Source organism: Planctobacterium sp. AWH2_060 (genome assembly GCF_056158425.1).
Window position 1 is genome coordinate 211,193 of sequence record NZ_JBSWTG010000001.1, and the last position, 17,192, is coordinate 228,384.

Genomic DNA, 17,192 nt, shown 5'->3' on the forward strand with positions numbered 1-17,192 from the left:
CTGGTGTTTAGTGCAACTTCAGCGAATGAAGTATTGCCATTGGCTTCAATCTTAAGTAGCCAGGTAGTATCAGTTGCCGGAGCACTGACAACTCGCATATCAAACTGGAATTTGCCTGCGGCCAGGTAGGGCGATGCATCGAAAGCTTGCCCCTGATCACGACCATTGAATCCCATTACCGTGCCGTTGTTGTCCAGAATTTCGAACTGTGCAACTGCACCGTGTCCATCGTCCAGCATTTGTACGGTTGGTGTGGTACCGCCACAACAATCCCACATCGGCCAGTTGGCATTCTCGCTGTCAGCGAATAACGTCAATGCCGCATTGGATGAGCTGCCGCCTCCGTTGCTACCACCGGAAATATCACTGGGGTTACCGATGTAAACATTGTCAACACGGTAGGTTGCACCTTCGCCTGTACCCCAAGCCGGGAAAATCATGATGACGTCGATACCACTGACATCCAGGCCCGCATCACTCAGGCTCAACAAATCAAAAGTATAGGTTTGCCATTCGCCAGTAACTGGATCCATGCCTTCCTGGCTAGTGTTTAAGGGAACTTCCACAAATGAGGTATTACCGTGAGCTTCAATCTTCAGCAACCAGGTGGTGCTGGATGAAGGTGCCGATACCACTTTCATTTCAAACTGGAATACGCCGGTTGTGATGATGCTGCTGGCATCAAAGGGCTCGCCGGTATCTCGGCTAAAGAAGCCCATAACTGTGCCGTTATTGTCCAGAATCTGGAACTCAGCGACAGAACCATGGTCTGCATCATCCATCTCCACGGTTGGCGTAGTACCACCACAGCAATCCCAAAGTGGCCAACCTGAGTTTTCAGCGTCAGCAAATACCTCTAATAATGGGCCGCTTGAGCCACCTGAAGAGGCGTTTGGATCATAGATTTTGGCGTTATCTATGCGGTATAGCGCACCTGCTCCGGTTCCCCATGCCGGGAATACCATTACGATGTCAATGCCGCTGACGTCCAGACCTGCATCTGACAGAGCCAGAAGTGGGAAAGTATAGGTTTGCCATTCGCCGGTAACCGGATCCTGACCTTGGGTACTGGTGTTTAACGCTACTTCAGCAAAAGAGGTGTTGCCATTGGCTTCTACTTTTAATAACCAGGTGGTTTCACCCGCTGGGGCGTTGACCACTTTCATATCAAACTCAAGCACGCCATTGGAAAGGATACTGGAAGCGTCGAACGCGCCGTTATCACGTCCAAAGAAGCCCATAACGGTTCCGTTGTTGTCCAGAATTTCAAACTCAGCGACAGTGCCGTGTTCTTCATCATCCATGGTTTCAACCGGAGTTGTGCCGCCACAGCAGTCCCAAAGAGGCCACTCGACATTGGCAGTGTCTTCGAACAGTACCAGTTCTACAGATGGCGCGGTGCCTTCAGGGCCTACAATCACGTTATCTACGCGGAATGTGGCACCTTCACCCGTTCCCCAGGCTGGGAAAATCATGATGACATCAATGCCACTGACATCCAGGCCTTGATCCGAAAGATAAGAAAGCGGGAACGTATAAGTTTGCCATTCACCCACGACCGGGTCTGCGCCCTCTGTGCTGGTGTTCAAAGGTACTTCAGCGAATGATGTATTGCCATTAGCCTCTACTTTTAACAACCAGGTAGTTGAAGCAGTTGGAGCTGCTACTACTTTCATGTCGAAGCGCAAGCTACCATTAGACAGGGAAGGGGAGGCATCTAGTGCTCCTGCGTCACGTCCATAAAAGCCTAAAACCGTACCGTTGTTATCATTGATGGTAAATTCAGCTACTGCGCCATGGGCCGCGTCATCCATTACTACTTCTGGTGTGGTTCCACCACAGCAGTCCCATAATGGCCAGTCTGGATTTTCTTCATCTGCAAAAATGGTTACCGGATCAACCGAAGGTGGGGCTGGTGGCGTAGGAATTGGCGCAGCGCCTTCAACCAGACCGTCGCCTTCTTCGTCATAACCAGGACGCACTGACTCACAACCTTTACCCGTTTCCGGATCGCTAGAGCATTGATAAACTCTGACATAGTCAACCTGCATCGCCTGACCGCCTGCAAAGGCACTGGCGTCGATACCCAGGTTATTGACGTTTTCAGGCCAATCACCACCTACCGCGAAGTTCAGTATCATATGGAAGTTTTGATCAAATGGCGCAGCGCTATAGACGTTTTCTTCTTCACCTGTCACCGGGTTGAATTGCGGTAAAAACCAACCGCGATGGGATAAGCCTACAGCCGTACCATCATTCAGTCTTCTGACCACTGATTGGCGCTGTGTTGCATATAAATAGCCGTCCATGTACCAACGGATTTCACCTTCTTGCCATTCAACAGCATAGGTATGGAAACCGTCTTTGGGATTGCTGCCTGAAGCGTAAGATTGACCAGAGTGAACATTGTTAGGCCAGTCAAAACCATAGTGCAGTGTGCCGTAAATATTGGATTCAATGCTGCCATCAGCATCACTTACCACACCTAAATTGACACTTTCAACAATATCAATCTCGCCAGATTTTGGCCAACCGCCATACTCTTCGTCGGTAGGCAGCATCCAGAAGGCAGGCCATGCGCCTTGCCCCTGAGGTAATTTAATTCGAGCTTCAAAACGACCGTAAGTAAAGTCACCTTTGTATTTGGTGTTCAGTCGAGCGGAGGTATAGGGTAATGGAAGATCCGATTCCTCTGGTGTCGGCATGGCAACAATATTGAGCAGGCCGTCAGAGACATACGAGTTACTTGGGTCGTCTGTATAACATTGTTTTTCATTATTGCCGCCGCCCTGACAATTAACCTCATGGGTCCATTTGTCAGAATCAATTTCAGCGCCGTCAAATTCATCGCTCCATACCAACTCCCAATCGCTATCTGGTTGTTCAGTTGCAGTTACCGGGGGAGTGGCTATCGTCGGGTCGATGGTTGTGTTAGTGGTATCGCTACCGCCACCACAGCCAAACAGACCAACTGATAGTAAGGAAGCTGAGATAATGTGTGTGAGCTTGTTTGCTCTGTAACTTACCATGTTGCTCTCCAAGATCGTTGTCATTAATTACCCCCGTTTACGTTGTTCAGCTGTGTGTGTTGCTGCAAGTTGCTTCTGACGGAGTAATGCTCATTCAACAAACCAGGCAAATTTAAAACGGCTACGGGAACAGCCGCTAAAAACTTTGCCAGCTTGTTATATTTCATGAAAGCGCTTACATTTTTGCTTCAAAAAATAACGCATAATGTAAGCGCTTTCATTAATGTTAAAAATATGTTCGGCACAAGTCAACATATTTTTAACAATCTGGACTAAACTGAAAAAACTAAGGAATGTCTGGTGGCTGTGCTTCCTGACCGAGCCACAATTAAATTGGTGATATCGCAAGATTAAACATGTCTGTTTCAAAGACCGTTTTAAAATCGCAAATTATCTGGCAACCGATACTGCTTTCTGCGGTGTTGGGCTATTTGTTAGCAGAAGTGTATTTTCTGACCTTGCTTGTGAATAGCCTGTACTTCACTGAAAGCGCGGCGAATCTTACGCAATTGGAAGTTACCGGCAGGTTGATATCGGGTGCCGGGCTGGGATTGTCAGCGCTTATCGGTTTGTCGATGAATAAAACTTTAAACCGGACAGGCTCAGTAAGACGAATTTCTATCAAATTGGGGTGTTTTGTACTGGTCACCATCGTGGGATACGTGGCCATGAAAGAGGTCTATCTGATGATGGAACGCCATGCTTCTAAACAGATCGTGCATTGCAGTCTGATTGGTAACGCTGCTAACCGGTTGTTCAGCAAAGGCAATTTACCTGAATTTCATTATTTTGTTTCCCCTGAGCAACAAACTCAAAGCAGCCACAAACAGTTAGTTCGTTTATACCTGCCATTGCACGTATGCCTGAATGATAGTTATATGGCCAAACTGCAAAAATCAGATGTGCTGCAGGATGAATTGTCTTTAATGTTGATGGAGACTGGATTGCCAGAAAAACTAGCACGTCCGGTTGTCACCATTTATCAGGGATTTAAAGACAGAATTGATGACTTTCGCGTTGTGGTTGAAGAACTGGATAGTCATTCGAATTTTACCGAAACCAGACAAAAACATGTCGATGACGCGGTTTCAGAGTTTAGCGGGTTTTTAGCGACACAAAGCCGCTTTACCCGACATGATATAGCCAGGCTGACCGAAGTCTATCAATGCAGTTTATCAGGCTTACCTGATGCGGCTACGGGCCCACCCGAGCAGCGTTTTATGTTGGCGGTGAGTCGCTGCCTGACGCAATTGCTTAGACAGAGGCTTCCCGGCCTGGCTCAGATTGCCAGGGCATCCGATGTTTATCAGCTGGACAATAAAATCGCACATTATTGGGCGACGCAATTTATAAACTCTCCTCGGGATATTCCAGAAGACGCTTTTAACCTGATGCGCAAAAGTTTTGCTTTGGTATTTTTACCCACCTATGCCGTATTAGTCAGTACTTTCATTGTGTTTATTTGCCTGGCTGCCTATTTTCGTACTCGCTTTCTGATAAGGGCGCGCAGAATGAAAAAACGAATTAACCCTGTGTTAAATGCTTCTTTATCACCGCTGGTAGTGGTGCCTTTTATCTGGACAGCCATATTTTTGTGGTTACCCAAAACAGAAACCGAAAAGGTGCTGTTTCCTCAGCACACGCAGTCGCAATGGGGGCGGGTAATTCAGGTGGCTCTCAGGCCACTGTTTTATTATTACGATGCTTCTGTGACAGGTTTCAGACACATGAATCTGCCACTGATGATTGGTCAGGTGAGCGCGGCGCAATCGCAGGTATCAGAACAAAACAAGCAAAACACATCGGTTGATCTTAGTGGCTACTATGGTTTGTCTATTTGTAACGGCCATTGTGAAGATGTACTAGTGGAGATAGATGATAACAGGCAATCAGGAAGGGTTTATTATCGACAGCGGCAGTGTGCGACTAAGTTGGTGTTTGATAAAGAGGAATTACAGCATTTTTCTTATTTTGAAACTGCCGGTGATAACAGTGAGTGTAAGTTCAATCGCCGCTGGCAGTTCAGGCATCTAGAGCAGGCGATGGAAATCTTACTGGAAGAGGGACAACAGGTTTTACACTTTAGCGCGCAAAACCTGTTTATTTAGAATGTTTACTTTAGTGTTTGTCCTTACCTGTTACTAATTTGGCATTGGGATTCACAGAAGCACAGCCTTTGCCTGTGTCTGGATTTTTACTGCACTGGTAAGCGCGCACATAGTCAATGCTAAAGCGTTGCGGAAATATGTCATGAGCTATGCCTTTTTCATTCACGTTGGAGGCCCAGGCACCGCCTACTGCCAGATTCAGAATCAGGTGAAAGCGTTGATCAAAAGGCGCATGGCCAGGGTTTGTTTGTACCTCTCCTGATTCATTTTTTAGTTCAGAATACCACCCCTCAGAGCGCTGCGTGGCATAGTGGATGTCATCCATATACCAGCGGATCTCGCCTTCTTCCCATTCCACCGCATAAGTATGGAAGTCTTCCGCCGGACTAAATTTGCCCGGTAATTCATACCAGGTACCGGAATATACGTTTTCAGGCCAGGCGCGACCATAGTGCAGCGTGCCGTGAATTCGCGTTTCTGGTTCATTGCTAAGCTTACCGGATTTATCGGTTTGAGTACCGATATTTACGGCTTCCATGATATCTATTTCCCCAGATGCTGCCCACCCACCGTAGACATTGTCTGTGGGTAACATCCAGAAAGCCGGCCAGGTTCCCTGACCATGAGGGAGTCGGGCACGCACTTCGAATCGACCATAGCGCCAGTCGCCTTTGTTTTTGCTACGGATACGACCTGAGGTATAGGGTAGGGTTCGGGTATTCGCTGGATCGTAAGCCGCTGAATCTTCCGTTTCACTGGGTCCGGTAAAGGATTCCTTTTTAGCTACTATGTGCAAAACACCGTCGATAAATTCGAAGTTGTTTGCTTTGTTTACATAGCATTGTTGCTCATCGTTACCGCCACCCCAGCAGTTAACCTCGTAGCTCCACTTGGATTCGTCCACTTTGTCACCACTGAACTCATCCTGCCACACTAACTCCCAGCCTTTGTCCTGCCAGTTAGCTTTTTCATTATTGGTTTGTTCGGCACTGGCTATGCCTGAGGTCAATGCCAGTGATACCGCAATTATTGGTTGTAAAGATTTCATTATTGTTCGCCCCTGCAGGAAGCCGGGATTAACTCATCCCCCTTAGCCTGGTTGCTGAGTACCACGTCAGATATTTGTATTTGTGTACCGCCAGATGCATGAAGCGCAAAGGGTGACATGATCTTAGAGAAGTTAACCCCTTGGCTTGCAAGACATGCCATTGGCACGACAACCGTTTTCCAATCTGAACCTTGTACAGAGCGCAATGAATCTGTGATATTAACGGTATTTGTGCAGGTATCCATGCAGGCAACCTGAAGAGTCACTTTGCCAGTAATATTGGCTACCTTAACATCGAATTGCAGGTTGGCCCCGGATTCCTGATAACCCATCAGATCGTCTGGAAACGGGCTGTACAGTCCAAATGCGGCTTCGCCATGCCAGTTCAACTCCAGTGAATCTTCTTGTACCCGACGGTCACGAGTTCTGACATTCAGGGCGTCGGTTTTCAGTACACTTGCGGTCATTATTTGCTGGGTATCTTGAGTATCGACTGCAGCCAGTTGCCATGGCGCTTTAACAGCACCCTGATACAAAGCTCTGTCATCCAGAACGGCTGCTGAGCTGCCGTTGTCTTCTGGTAACATGGCCAATTCCGATGCGGTTGATGAATAGTTTAATCCATAACCATAGGGAAACAGCGGAGCGTAGTCATCATCTCCTTTGTTGGCTTGTTGTTGCGGGGTCTTAGGCCAGCTAAAGGTTAACTTGCCGTGAAAATCGTACTGGATTTCACCCTCGCTATCGCTAAATAACACATCTGCGATGCCCTGGCCTTCAGATCCTGGCAACCAGGCTGCTACAAAGGCATCCGAGGCATTAATTTCAGGATTCACCCACATGGGTCTGCCACTGATAAACAGGGAAACTACAGGAATTCCCTTATCTTTTAAGGATTTAAGTAAAGCTAAGTCGGATTTACTGCCGCGTTGATATTCGACATTATCCAGGTCACCGTTGCCTTCTGCGTACGGTTCTTCTCCAAAAACCACAATTGCAACATCAGGTACTTCTGAAAACTGACCGTTTTCGGATAATTCAGTTGTGCCGCCGGCTTGCGCAACAACGGCTTCAATCCCCTGAAATATGGATGTACCTCCCGGAAAATCTTCATTGCTGTTGCCTGTTCCCTGCCAGGTGATACTCCAGCCGCCGGATTGTTTGCCAATATTGTGGGCACCATCTCCGGCTACCAAAACTCTTTGATTGGGCGACAAAGGTAAAATCTGCTGGTTGTTTTTTAACAACACCAGTGATTTCCTCACTGCTTCTCTGGCGATATCTCTGTGGGCCTGAGCACCGATTAATTCCTGTTTATTGGCGTGAGGACGGTTTGCCGGAGAAGGTTTGTCAAATAACCCAGCCCTTACCTTAACTCTCAGTACTCGGGTGACAGCATCATCCAACCTGGACTGTGGAATTTCACCCGATTTAACCTGGGCAATCAGGTTTTCATAAAGTGGCTTCCAGGCTTGAGTTGGCACCATGTAGACATCCAGGCCCGCGTTCATGGCTTGAGGGCAACTTTCATTGCTGCAGCCCTTGATTTGCCCGTGGCCATTCCAGTCGCCAACGACAAATCCATCGAATCCCATGCGTTCTTTTAATACATCGGTTAACAGATATTTTTTGCCATGAATTTTTTCACCGTGCCAGCTGTTAAACGAAGCCATCACAGATTGAGAGCCTGCGCTTAAACCACCAACGTAACCCTGAGCATGAATTTTAAACAGGGTTTCCTCGTCAGCAATGTTATTGCCCTGGTCGTCACCTTTTTCAGTGCCGCCATCTCCAATGAAGTGTTTTACTGTTGAAATGACTTTATCATCACCGAAAAAGCCAGTTTTATTGTCACCCTGCAAACCTTCAACGATGGCTTGTGAGTAGGATCGGATAACCTCTGGATCTTCGGAATAGCTTTCATAGGTTCTGCCCCAACGATCATCGCGAGCTGCGGCTACGGTAGGGGCGAAAATCCAGTCTATGCCTGTGGCCTGAACTTCGATTGAAGTGGCTGCTGCAATGCGCTTGATGAGGTCAGGATCATTGGCTGCACCTAATCCAATATTGTGAGGAAATATGGTGGCTCCAATGACATTATTATGGCCGTGTACTGCATCAGTGCCCCACATTGTGGGGATCGTTGAACCGTCCAGGCTGTCATCAATAGACGCCTGATACATGGCTTCCGCGTGCGCGACCCAATCTGCCACTGTAGCGTGCTTATTATTGTCCGGGTAGGCACCTCCGCCGTTCAGATATGAGCCAAAACCGTAGCGGCGCATATCTTCAACGCTGATATCTCTGATCTCTGGTTGAATCACCTGCGCCACCTTTTGTTCCAGCGTCATATCGGCTAAAAGGTTTTTAACTTTCTCTTCAACGGCTGCGTCAGGTTTAATGGCGATATCCAGTTTGGGCCAAATTGCGTTGACCTCGCTTTCGCTTTTGGCTGGCTCGTCTGCTGTCGGAGTTTGCACCGCCTGGTTTGGCTGGCATCCCACCAGAAATATTGTCGCAACACTGGTTGCTAGTATGGAGCGTGTTTTATTCATCATTACTTACCTTTATATTCTGGTTGCCAATCAATACTCATTACCACGTGGTTTGAACCCCTGAAGGCCAAAAAACGCGATATAGACATAACAAATAAGTGGCAGGATAAAAGACATTTGGATCCCAATGCTGTCAGCCAGCACTCCCTGACAAAGAGGAACAACTGCGCCGCCAACGATTGCCAGGCACAGCAAACCTGAACCCTGGCTGGTCAATGGCCCGAGTTTTTTTATGGCCAGACTGAAAATAGTGGGAAACATGATGGAATTACACAAGCCAACAGCTATGACAGACCACATGGCGAGCGCTCCATCAAAGGTGATGGTCAGGCCTAACAGTAAAATGGACATAGCACTGTTAAAAGCTAAAATCTTGTTTGCGGCAATATAGTTCATCAATGCTGCGCCAACAAAGCGACCAATTAATGCGCCGCCCCAGAAATAAGCAACATAGTTCGCGGCCTGAGCTTCCGACATATTGCCAATATTGGATTCGCCCAGATAGCTAACCAAAAAACTGCCTATCGATACTTCGGCACCTACATACGTAAAGATACCGATAGCGCCTAAAATGAGGTGTTTGTGCTGCCAGATGCTATCGTCAGAAGGTACCTCTGCGTCGCTGGCTTCGGTGGTATGGGTGTCTGGAATGTGAATCATCTTAAAATAAATCCCCAGACTGACCAGTATAATTGCCAATCCAACATAAGGAACTATGACCTTATCCACCGAGGCCACGCTTTCACCATGTGCACCACCAAAGATTAAGATTCCACCAACGATAGGGCCCATGGTGGCGCCCAGAGAATTAAAAGCCTGAGTCATATTTAATCTGGCTGAAGCAGTTTCAGGTTTGCCCATCAGGGTAACCAGGGGGTTTGCGGCTACCTGCAAAATAGTAATTCCGGAGGCTAAAATGAAAAGGGCTCCCAGGAACATCCAATAAGCGGGAATTTTGGCAGAGGGAATAAAAATAAGGCAGCCAACGGCGGCGGTAACTAAGCCAATAAAGATGCCAATTTGATAGCCTGATTTCTGGATTAGGCGACCGGCAGGCACTGAAATCAGGAAATAGGCACTAAAAAAACAAAATTGAACCAGCATTGCCTGGGTGTAGGTCAGGTCAAAAACGCCTTTGAGATGTGGGATCAGAATATCGTTTAGCGATGTGATCAATCCCCAGATGAAAAACAATGAGGTTAACGAAATCAGTGCAAAACGATTGTTTATTTGTACATTCTGCTGTGAGACATTGTTTGTACTTCCCGCCGAAATTCCAGCCATAGACTTGTCCGCCTTTTGTAAGTGCTACAGGTTTTTCACAATACATGAAATAAATATTTGACGGCATTGTAACAACACATTAACATGAATGAAAGCGCTTACATTTAATTTTCCGCAAAATTTTTTTGAATTGAAATGTAAGCGCTTACAATGTGTTTGCTGATAATATTACATTTATGCCAGTTTGGTTGTTCTCTGGCGACAGCAACCGCTCTGGCTGTTGAATTCTTCCGGATAGACTTTGTTATGAAATTAGATATTGCTCCACACTCTCCGTTGCGAAAGAAAAACTTTTGTTTTGGCGTTGCTACTGCTGCTTTTCAGATTGAAGGTGGCAGTCAGACCAGAGACCGAAATATTTGGGATACCTTTTGTGCAAAAAATGGGGCTATCAGGGATAACTCCAACGGCGATATTGCCTGCAATCACTATGAGTTATGGCAAGAAGATCTGGAGTTAATCGCGCATCTCGGTGTGGACGCCTATCGTTTTTCCATCTCATGGGGGCGGGTAGTGGATGCCGAGGGGAATATAAAACCACAAGGTGTGCAGTTTTACCTCAATATCCTGAAGCGATTGAAATCCCTCAATATCAAAGCTTACGTAACACTTTATCACTGGGATTTGCCACAATACCTGGAAGATGAAGGCGGCTGGCTTAATCGTGAAACAGCTTATAAGTTTGCGCATTATGCTGATGTTATCAGTAAAGAGCTAGGTGATTACGTTTTTTCCTGGGCCACCTTGAATGAACCCTTTTGCAGCGCTTATCTCGGATATGAAGTTGGAATTCATGCACCGGGCAAAATCGGCCGTGAATATGGCAAAAAAGCCGCTCATCATTTGCTGTTAGCTCATGGCTTAGCAATGGATAAGCTACGCAAGAACTGCCCCAATAGTGAAAGCGGCATAGTAGTAAATGTCAGCCCAAGATACGGTGAAACTGACAGCCGAGAAGATCAAATTGCGGCCCGCTTAGCTGATGAACACTTTAATCAGTGGTATATCAGTCCGTTATTAACGGGTGCATACCCAAACATCATTGAACAATTACCTGAACAAGAAAAGCCGGAGATCTTTCCTGGGGATTTGGAAATTATCGCGGCAAAGCTGGACTATCTCGGGGTTAATTACTATACACGAGAGAGGTATGTGGCCGATCCGGAACATGATTTTAAGTCCTCAGACAAGAAACCATTAGCGCTAACGGATATGGGATGGGAAATATACCCACAAGGCTTAACCGATATTTTAGTGCAACTGCACGAACAATATCAGCTGCCGCCCATTTATATTACTGAAAATGGTGCAGCAATGCCGGATAAACTGGTGGATGGGGCAGTAAAAGACAAAGATCGCTTGGTTTATTATCGCTCTCATCTTCATGCTGTCGAAGATGCGATGGCAGTGGGGGTGGATATTCGTGCTTATTTTGCCTGGAGTTTGATGGACAACTTTGAATGGGCAGAAGGTTACCTGAAGCGTTTTGGTATCGTCTATGTGGATTACCAAAGCCAAAAAAGAATTATTAAACAAAGTGGTTTGGCGTATCGGGAATTTTTGTTGGGACGATAACAAACCGGCACAGAACTTTTGGGGATGTACAGCTAAATGGTATCAGTTAGAGAAAAAGTGGCGTATGGATTAGGGGATACCGCCAGCAATATAATTTTTCAGACGGTCATGTTGTTTCTGTCATTCTTTTATACTGACATTTTCGGCATATCTCCAGCGGTTGTCGGGGTATTGTTTCTAGCTGTCAGAATTGTAGATGCCATAACTGATCCGCTAATGGGGGCATTGACCGATCGCACTAATACCAAATACGGAAAGTTTCGCCCCTATTTACTTTGGCTGGCGATACCATTTGCGGTGATCAGCATACTGGCATTTACCACCCCGGAACTGTCAGAAAACGGCAAAATGATTTATGCCTTCGTCACCTATACGCTGCTAATGATGGCTTATACCGCTATTAATATTCCTTATTCAGCATTGGGCGGTGTGCTGACTGCCGATCCCAGAGAGCGGGTTTCGATTCAATCCTATCGATTTGTTTTTGGCATGCTGGGCGGATTATTGGTAACCGCTTTAACCATACCCTTGGTGGATTTGTTAGGGCAGGGAGATAAAGCCAAAGGGTATCAGTTAACCATTACTGCCATGAGTATTCTGGGGGTTGTGCTTTTCCTGTTGTGTTTTGCCGGAACTAAAGAACGAGTACATCCACCCGCAACACAGAAATCTGATTTCAAAAAAGAGCTGGCCATTTTGTGGCGCAATGATCAGTGGCGAATATTGTGCCTGGCCGCGATATTTGTGTTAACCGGAATTGTTATGCGCTCTACGTTAGCTATTTACTATGTTAAGTACTATTTACTTAGAGAAGACTTGATCACCTGGTTTGTGACACTGGGCATGATTGGCAATATTTTGGGCTGCGCAAGTTCATCTTTTCTGGCGAAACGCATTTGCAAAATTAAGCTATATATCGCCATGCAATTAACCGCAGCCGGTTTTTCGGTAGCAGCATTTTTTGTCGGACAGGAACAGGTTGCTTTAGCCTTTGCTCTGTATTTTTTATGGTGCTTTAGTTTACAGATTGGCACGCCGCTACTGTGGGCGAAAATGGCGGATGTGGTTGATTATGGGCACTGGAAAAGCGGCATCAGAATAAATGGACTGGTGTATTCGTCAGTGGTGTTTTTTATCAAGTTGGGGTTGGCCATTGGTGGGGCAATCGCCGGGTGGCTGTTGGCGGCCTATGGCTATGTGGCTGATACCGAGCAAACCGAAACCGCCCGGCAGGGCATATTGCTTTCCTTCACCTTATATCCTGCCATTAGTTTTATCGCGGTTGCAGTGGTGATGAAGTTTTACCGCCTGACCGAGCAAAAGCTGGATGATATCCATCGCGATTTGCCGGATCTAACCCGGGCGGTTTAATCCTTTGGCTCTGAGCCGGCTAGGAGTCACTTTTGATCATAGCGATACTGTCACGGCTGATCATTTCTGGCACAAATATATGGGTGGCATCAAACGGTCCCTGACCATAGATACGGCTCAATATCCAGTTAGCCGCCGTTTCTCCGATAGCTCGGGTCGGATAATTCACAGTGCTCAGTTTGGGATGTGAGAAGCGCGAAAACTCGATGTTATCAAAGCCCACCAGTGAGATATCCTCTGGAATGGATAATCCCCGTTCCCGGATTGCATCGGCGGCACCATAGGCCATCTCATCGTTAGCACAAGCTACTGCTGTTGGTGCCTTACCTGAGTTCAAAAACGACAACATACCTTCATAGCCAGAGCTGGCTTGAAAGTTCCCTTCAAAAACTCGCGTGCGATTATAGGGAATTCCGGCATCCTGCAATGCCTGTTTGTGGCCTGACAGACGGTCAGCGGCATCTGACTTCCATAGCGAACCGGAAATATAAGCGATGTCCCGATGGCCGTAGCGGATCAACGTCTGTGTGGCGATGTAACCTCCTTTGACATTGTCCAGGCTAATGCAGCGGTCTGCGATCTCCGGAATGTAGCGGTTGACGATCACAAAATCTACATTGTCGTTGGCCAGGTTAATTAAATAGTCATTGGAGACGGCTTCGAGATGTAAAATCAACGCGTCGCATCTTCGTCCAAGCAGTGATTCAATGGCACTGATTTCATCTTCTTCATTACTGTGGCCAGCGGCGATAAATAAGTGCTTTTTGGCTTTCTTTAACAACAATTCCGAACCGGACAACATGTCACCGAAAAAGGAACCGTGTAGTTCAGGTACAACGTAGCCCACAGTATTACTTTTATTAGAGGCGAGAGATTGAGCAATAAAATTGGGACGATAGCCAAGCTTTTTCATCGCATCTTCGACTTTTGCCCGGGTGGCCGGCTTAACCTGATCGGTATCGTTTATAACCCGGGAAACCGTTGCTAACGAAACCCCTGCCAGCTCAGAAACTTGTTTAATTGTTGCCATATAAAAGGACGATGACTGCACGCTCTAGAGTTAATAATACTGCTATATTCTCAGCTTCAGTTGGTTTGTCAAACGATTCATTTATTGTCAGATTAAACAATGTACAACTGCAAAGTTATTCTGTATTGGAAGCAATGAAAAAGGCGCCGCAGCGCCTTGTTAAAGTATTCAAAGGTAATGTTAGTTTGGCGTGACCTGCCAGATAGTAACAGTACCACTGATTTCATTACCGATGACAACCAGGGCATTGCCTGAAGGGCTATTGTCTGCGGAAATAAAAGTCATTCCTTCTGGTGCGGAATCACCCATTAAGTCTGCTCCTTCAGTGATATCTCGATTAATTACGTACTCTACAAATTGGGTGTTGTAAGGGTTGGTGATGTCGTAAACAAAAATACCACCCATACGCTCTAATCCAATAAAGGCATAAGTTCGATCACCCACAGTGCCAATGGTTAAGGCTTCTGGCTCGGGACCTTTATTCGCTGAGCGAGAGTCACCTTCATTTTCATCATCATTGTTGTTGAATTGGTCGCCATGGACAGACGCCGTAATGCGCTCAAAGTCATCACCGGAGTCAAACACCACCAGGCCATTGCTATCCCAAACCGTAAAAGAGCGGGCGCCATAGGCATACAGATTTTCATACACGCCATCTTCGTCGGTATCGCCCAATTCAGCGGTTACCGTCAAACGACCAATGGGGAAAGCGCTGAAGTCATAATCTTCCGGATCGTCACCCGCGTTCATTGCCAGTGATGAACCCGGAGCAAATTCCAGACGACGCCCCTGGGTTTCGTCGGTGTATGACAGACAGCCGTCGTCTTCATCGAAATCCTGACCGCCAGCTGCTTCACATAAATCCTCATTTTGATTACCTTCGGCATCCAGAGTATCGAAGAAGTACTCTCGTGCATCGCCTTCATTGGCAGTTACGATAAAATTCGCGTTGTTCCAGGTGTAGGTGGCGATCGTATCGGGTTGATAAATGCCATACAGGTTGTCATAAGTGCCAAAACTAACGGTGCCATCTTCCATGCCATCAATCATTAAGTTGCTCCAGTCTTTGAAGCCTAAACCAACAACTTCAACGCTATTGTCGGTTAAATCAACGATGGCCATGCCATTGTTTTCCTGTAAAGCCACATAGGCAACTTCATTGGTGGCGGCAATGTATTCCGGCTCCAAATCCTGAGCAACGCTTATTTCGATTGTATTGCCATTGATGGTGCGACCGTTTGGATTGGGGAAATGCATTCCCTGAGCTTCCAGCTCCGCTTGCATGCCATTGTAGGCGCTAAAGTCGATAATTGTTGCGGTGTCAGCAGGCATATTGTCAGAAATTGTTATCACTGCTATTGAACCTTCTGGATCTACTGAATAATCGCCTGAAGGCTCGCCTTCATTGGCCACAATCACTTTGCTGCCATCAGGCGTAAAAGTCACCATGTCCGGCAGATTACCGACAGTAACGGCCTTAACAAAAGCAGGAGCATTGTTATTAAGCCCATTGTAAAAAAGTACTACACCATTATCTGCGTGGGCATCGGCGGCTACTGCTACAGCCATCCAGTCTCCGTGAACCGCAATACTGTTGGGCGCATCTAAATCAATACCATTTGCGCTGGTTTCTAATGCCAATGCCGTTGAGGTTAGGTTCGTACTGGTCATTGGGTTGCTTAATGGTTCTGCGCTGAGGCCGGAAATGTCTATTATTTCTACCGTTGGGGATTCGGCTGCACTGTTAATGGCGTAAACCGTTTGAGTCGCAGCATGATATTGCACTATTTCCGCTGCCCCTTCAGGATCTTCTGGATTGAGCAGGGCACGACCCACGACGTTCATGCTCACGCCTAATGTAGCGTCTTGTCCTGCAGAACCTGTGGCTCCTGTGTCACCTTGTGGACCCTGAGGTCCTGTTGTGCCATCTTCACCATCATCACCGGAACAACCGGCCAGAATAGCCACCACAGCCAAAGATAGAAGTGTACGTTTCATGTTTAATCCTGTTTAAGTTTGCACTATTGGGCTGAAAATCAGGTCACCTATTAAAAATAGGGAGTGTGACAAAATGGCTACAAAAATATGAAACCTTTCAATGGTTTATGACCAGTTGGACAAGTTTGGTGTGGATTTGGTGATTTAATGAAGGCTTCAGCGTAGTCCAATTTTGTAAATTTTGTTGTGACCATTTATGTTGGTCCGGTAATTGCTGTAATTGGAGAGGATTAACGTATTTTTGACTTTATATGCTTTCTACAACTGCTTCACATGCTACTTCTTTGTTTCAATATATCGACGATCAACGCTCTAACGCGCAATTTGTCAGTGATATGCAAAACCTGGGGGCCAAGAACGGCACTCAAGAGGTGGATGCAATTCAAAATAGTCTGGTGAATGTACAGTCTATTGACAATATGGTGGACCAAATCATCAGCGGTGAAAGCAGCGTTACTGGCGACAAGGTCAATGACATGCTGGATTTTTATTTCAAGCAGGTTAAAAGCGAACTCAAAGCCGTAACTGAAGAGCAAAACCTGCCCAACATACCACCTTTGCAACTTAGCGATGGCAAATGGCAATTGGCTACCGAGCAAAGCGACAATAAATCATTAAACAAACTGGTGGATTACCTGAATCGGGATTCAAGGCTTAGCGAACGCATGGAAAAAGTTATGATGCTTTCGGAACTGAGTGAGCAGGTGACCGCCAGAGACTATGCGCAAGCATTAAAAAATGAAGACACACCAGACAAGGATCTCGAGGCTTACTTGCTACGCACCAGTGAGCAGTTGCAACAAAATCGCTTTCTCAGTGTCGAGTCAGGTAACCTGAAATTAGGTAACTTTGGCATTGCAAAACAAGAGTATCAGCAGAGCTTTGGAAAACAGGCGGATGCTTCTTAGCCAATTTAGCTAAGTTAACCACATCCGCCCAAAACGTCGGAAGGGAATCAATACCATCAAGGCGAATATTCAGGCCACTTCTCACACTAGTTTACAAGAGGCTGCACTGTCTTGTTGGCATGTTTCGAGACGCATCGTCTCATAAGTTATATCGGCTTTGGAACCCCACTATTAAGCATTTTAGCCTAAAGTATTAGATCGCCACTGGGTTCTGAGTAGATAAATTGTTACCCTAAACACTTCAACTATGATTAAACTGTAGCGGTTACAGAATTGAGGCTTTCAA

At 46.4% G+C, this 17,192-nt stretch carries 9 protein-coding genes and 1 pseudogene; 4 read left to right on the forward strand and 6 right to left on the reverse strand.

Features of this window, described 5'->3' with window-relative positions; translation table 11 throughout:
* Window positions 1-368: 368 nt before the first annotated feature.
* A pseudogene (locus tag ACXAD8_RS00885) lies at window positions 369-3,029 on the reverse strand (family 16 glycosylhydrolase); the annotation flags it as partial.
* 356 nt (window positions 3,030-3,385) lie between these two features.
* Here ACXAD8_RS00885 and ACXAD8_RS00890 point away from each other — a divergent pair.
* A complete protein-coding gene (locus ACXAD8_RS00890) occupies window positions 3,386-5,137 on the forward strand; it encodes a hypothetical protein (RefSeq protein WP_475224040.1) in 1,752 nt (583 codons plus the stop codon).
* Window positions 5,138-5,147: 10 nt separating this feature from the next.
* Here the strand turns inward: ACXAD8_RS00890 and ACXAD8_RS00895 are convergent, their stop codons facing one another.
* The 3 genes from ACXAD8_RS00895 to ACXAD8_RS00905 are packed head-to-tail and all read right to left on the reverse strand — an operon-like array spanning window position 5,148 to window position 10,024.
* The gene (locus ACXAD8_RS00895; protein WP_475224041.1) at window positions 5,148-6,185 is read right to left on the reverse strand and encodes a glycoside hydrolase family 16 protein; all 1,038 of its coding nucleotides are present in this window, start codon (window positions 6,183-6,185) and stop codon (window positions 5,148-5,150) included.
* Window positions 6,185-8,740 carry a glycoside hydrolase family 3 protein gene (locus ACXAD8_RS00900; protein WP_475232842.1) on the reverse strand — a complete coding sequence of 852 codons (2,556 nt, stop codon included), beginning with the start codon at window positions 8,738-8,740 and terminating at the stop codon, window positions 6,185-6,187. Before ACXAD8_RS00900 ends, ACXAD8_RS00895 begins: the two co-directional genes overlap by 1 nt.
* A 30-nt stretch (window positions 8,741-8,770) precedes the next feature.
* Entirely contained in the window at window positions 8,771-10,024 is a 1,254-nt protein-coding gene (locus tag ACXAD8_RS00905; RefSeq protein ID WP_475224043.1) for a sugar MFS transporter, read from the reverse strand.
* A gap of 246 nt (window positions 10,025-10,270) precedes the next feature.
* On the opposite strand from ACXAD8_RS00905, the gene ACXAD8_RS00910 reads away from it, so the two are divergent.
* Both ACXAD8_RS00910 and ACXAD8_RS00915 read left to right on the forward strand, forming a co-directional pair.
* The gene (locus ACXAD8_RS00910; protein ID WP_475224045.1) at window positions 10,271-11,599 is read left to right on the forward strand and encodes a GH1 family beta-glucosidase; all 1,329 of its coding nucleotides are present in this window, start codon (window positions 10,271-10,273) and stop codon (window positions 11,597-11,599) included.
* 36 nt (window positions 11,600-11,635) lie between these two features.
* Window positions 11,636-12,970: a glycoside-pentoside-hexuronide (GPH):cation symporter gene (locus ACXAD8_RS00915; protein WP_475224047.1), complete on the forward strand. Its 1,335-nt coding sequence runs from the start codon at window positions 11,636-11,638 to the stop codon at window positions 12,968-12,970.
* A gap of 19 nt (window positions 12,971-12,989) precedes the next feature.
* Here ACXAD8_RS00915 and ACXAD8_RS00920 read toward each other — a convergent pair whose 3' ends face one another.
* Both ACXAD8_RS00920 and ACXAD8_RS00925 read right to left on the reverse strand, forming a co-directional pair.
* Window positions 12,990-14,000 carry a LacI family DNA-binding transcriptional regulator gene (locus ACXAD8_RS00920; protein WP_475224049.1) on the reverse strand — a complete coding sequence of 337 codons (1,011 nt, stop codon included), beginning with the start codon at window positions 13,998-14,000 and terminating at the stop codon, window positions 12,990-12,992.
* A gap of 180 nt (window positions 14,001-14,180) precedes the next feature.
* Window positions 14,181-15,998, reverse strand: a complete 1,818-nt coding sequence (locus ACXAD8_RS00925) for a choice-of-anchor I family protein (protein WP_475224051.1) — start codon at window positions 15,996-15,998, stop codon at window positions 14,181-14,183.
* Between the two features lie 251 nt (window positions 15,999-16,249).
* On the opposite strand from ACXAD8_RS00925, the gene ACXAD8_RS00930 reads away from it, so the two are divergent.
* Complete coding sequence (locus ACXAD8_RS00930; protein ID WP_475224052.1) at window positions 16,250-16,906, forward strand: hypothetical protein; 657 nt, start codon at window positions 16,250-16,252, stop codon at window positions 16,904-16,906.
* The last annotated feature ends 286 nt before the right edge of the window (window positions 16,907-17,192 follow it).

Bases quoted from the DNA above. Each gene is read 5' to 3' on its own strand.
- ACXAD8_RS00890 (WP_475224040.1), top strand. From the start codon at position 3,386: ATGTCTGTTTCAAAGACCGTTTTAAAATCGCAAATTATCTGGCAACCG.
- ACXAD8_RS00895 (WP_475224041.1), bottom strand. From the start codon at position 6,185: ATGAAATCTTTACAACCAATAATTGCGGTATCACTGGCATTGACCTCA.
- ACXAD8_RS00900 (WP_475232842.1), bottom strand. From the start codon at position 8,740: ATGAATAAAACACGCTCCATACTAGCAACCAGTGTTGCGACAATATTT.
- ACXAD8_RS00905 (WP_475224043.1), bottom strand. From the start codon at position 10,024: ATGGCTGGAATTTCGGCGGGAAGTACAAACAATGTCTCACAGCAGAAT.
- ACXAD8_RS00910 (WP_475224045.1), top strand. From the start codon at position 10,271: ATGAAATTAGATATTGCTCCACACTCTCCGTTGCGAAAGAAAAACTTT.
- ACXAD8_RS00915 (WP_475224047.1), top strand. From the start codon at position 11,636: ATGGTATCAGTTAGAGAAAAAGTGGCGTATGGATTAGGGGATACCGCC.
- ACXAD8_RS00920 (WP_475224049.1), bottom strand. From the start codon at position 14,000: ATGGCAACAATTAAACAAGTTTCTGAGCTGGCAGGGGTTTCGTTAGCA.
- ACXAD8_RS00925 (WP_475224051.1), bottom strand. From the start codon at position 15,998: ATGAAACGTACACTTCTATCTTTGGCTGTGGTGGCTATTCTGGCCGGT.
- ACXAD8_RS00930 (WP_475224052.1), top strand. From the start codon at position 16,250: ATGCTTTCTACAACTGCTTCACATGCTACTTCTTTGTTTCAATATATC.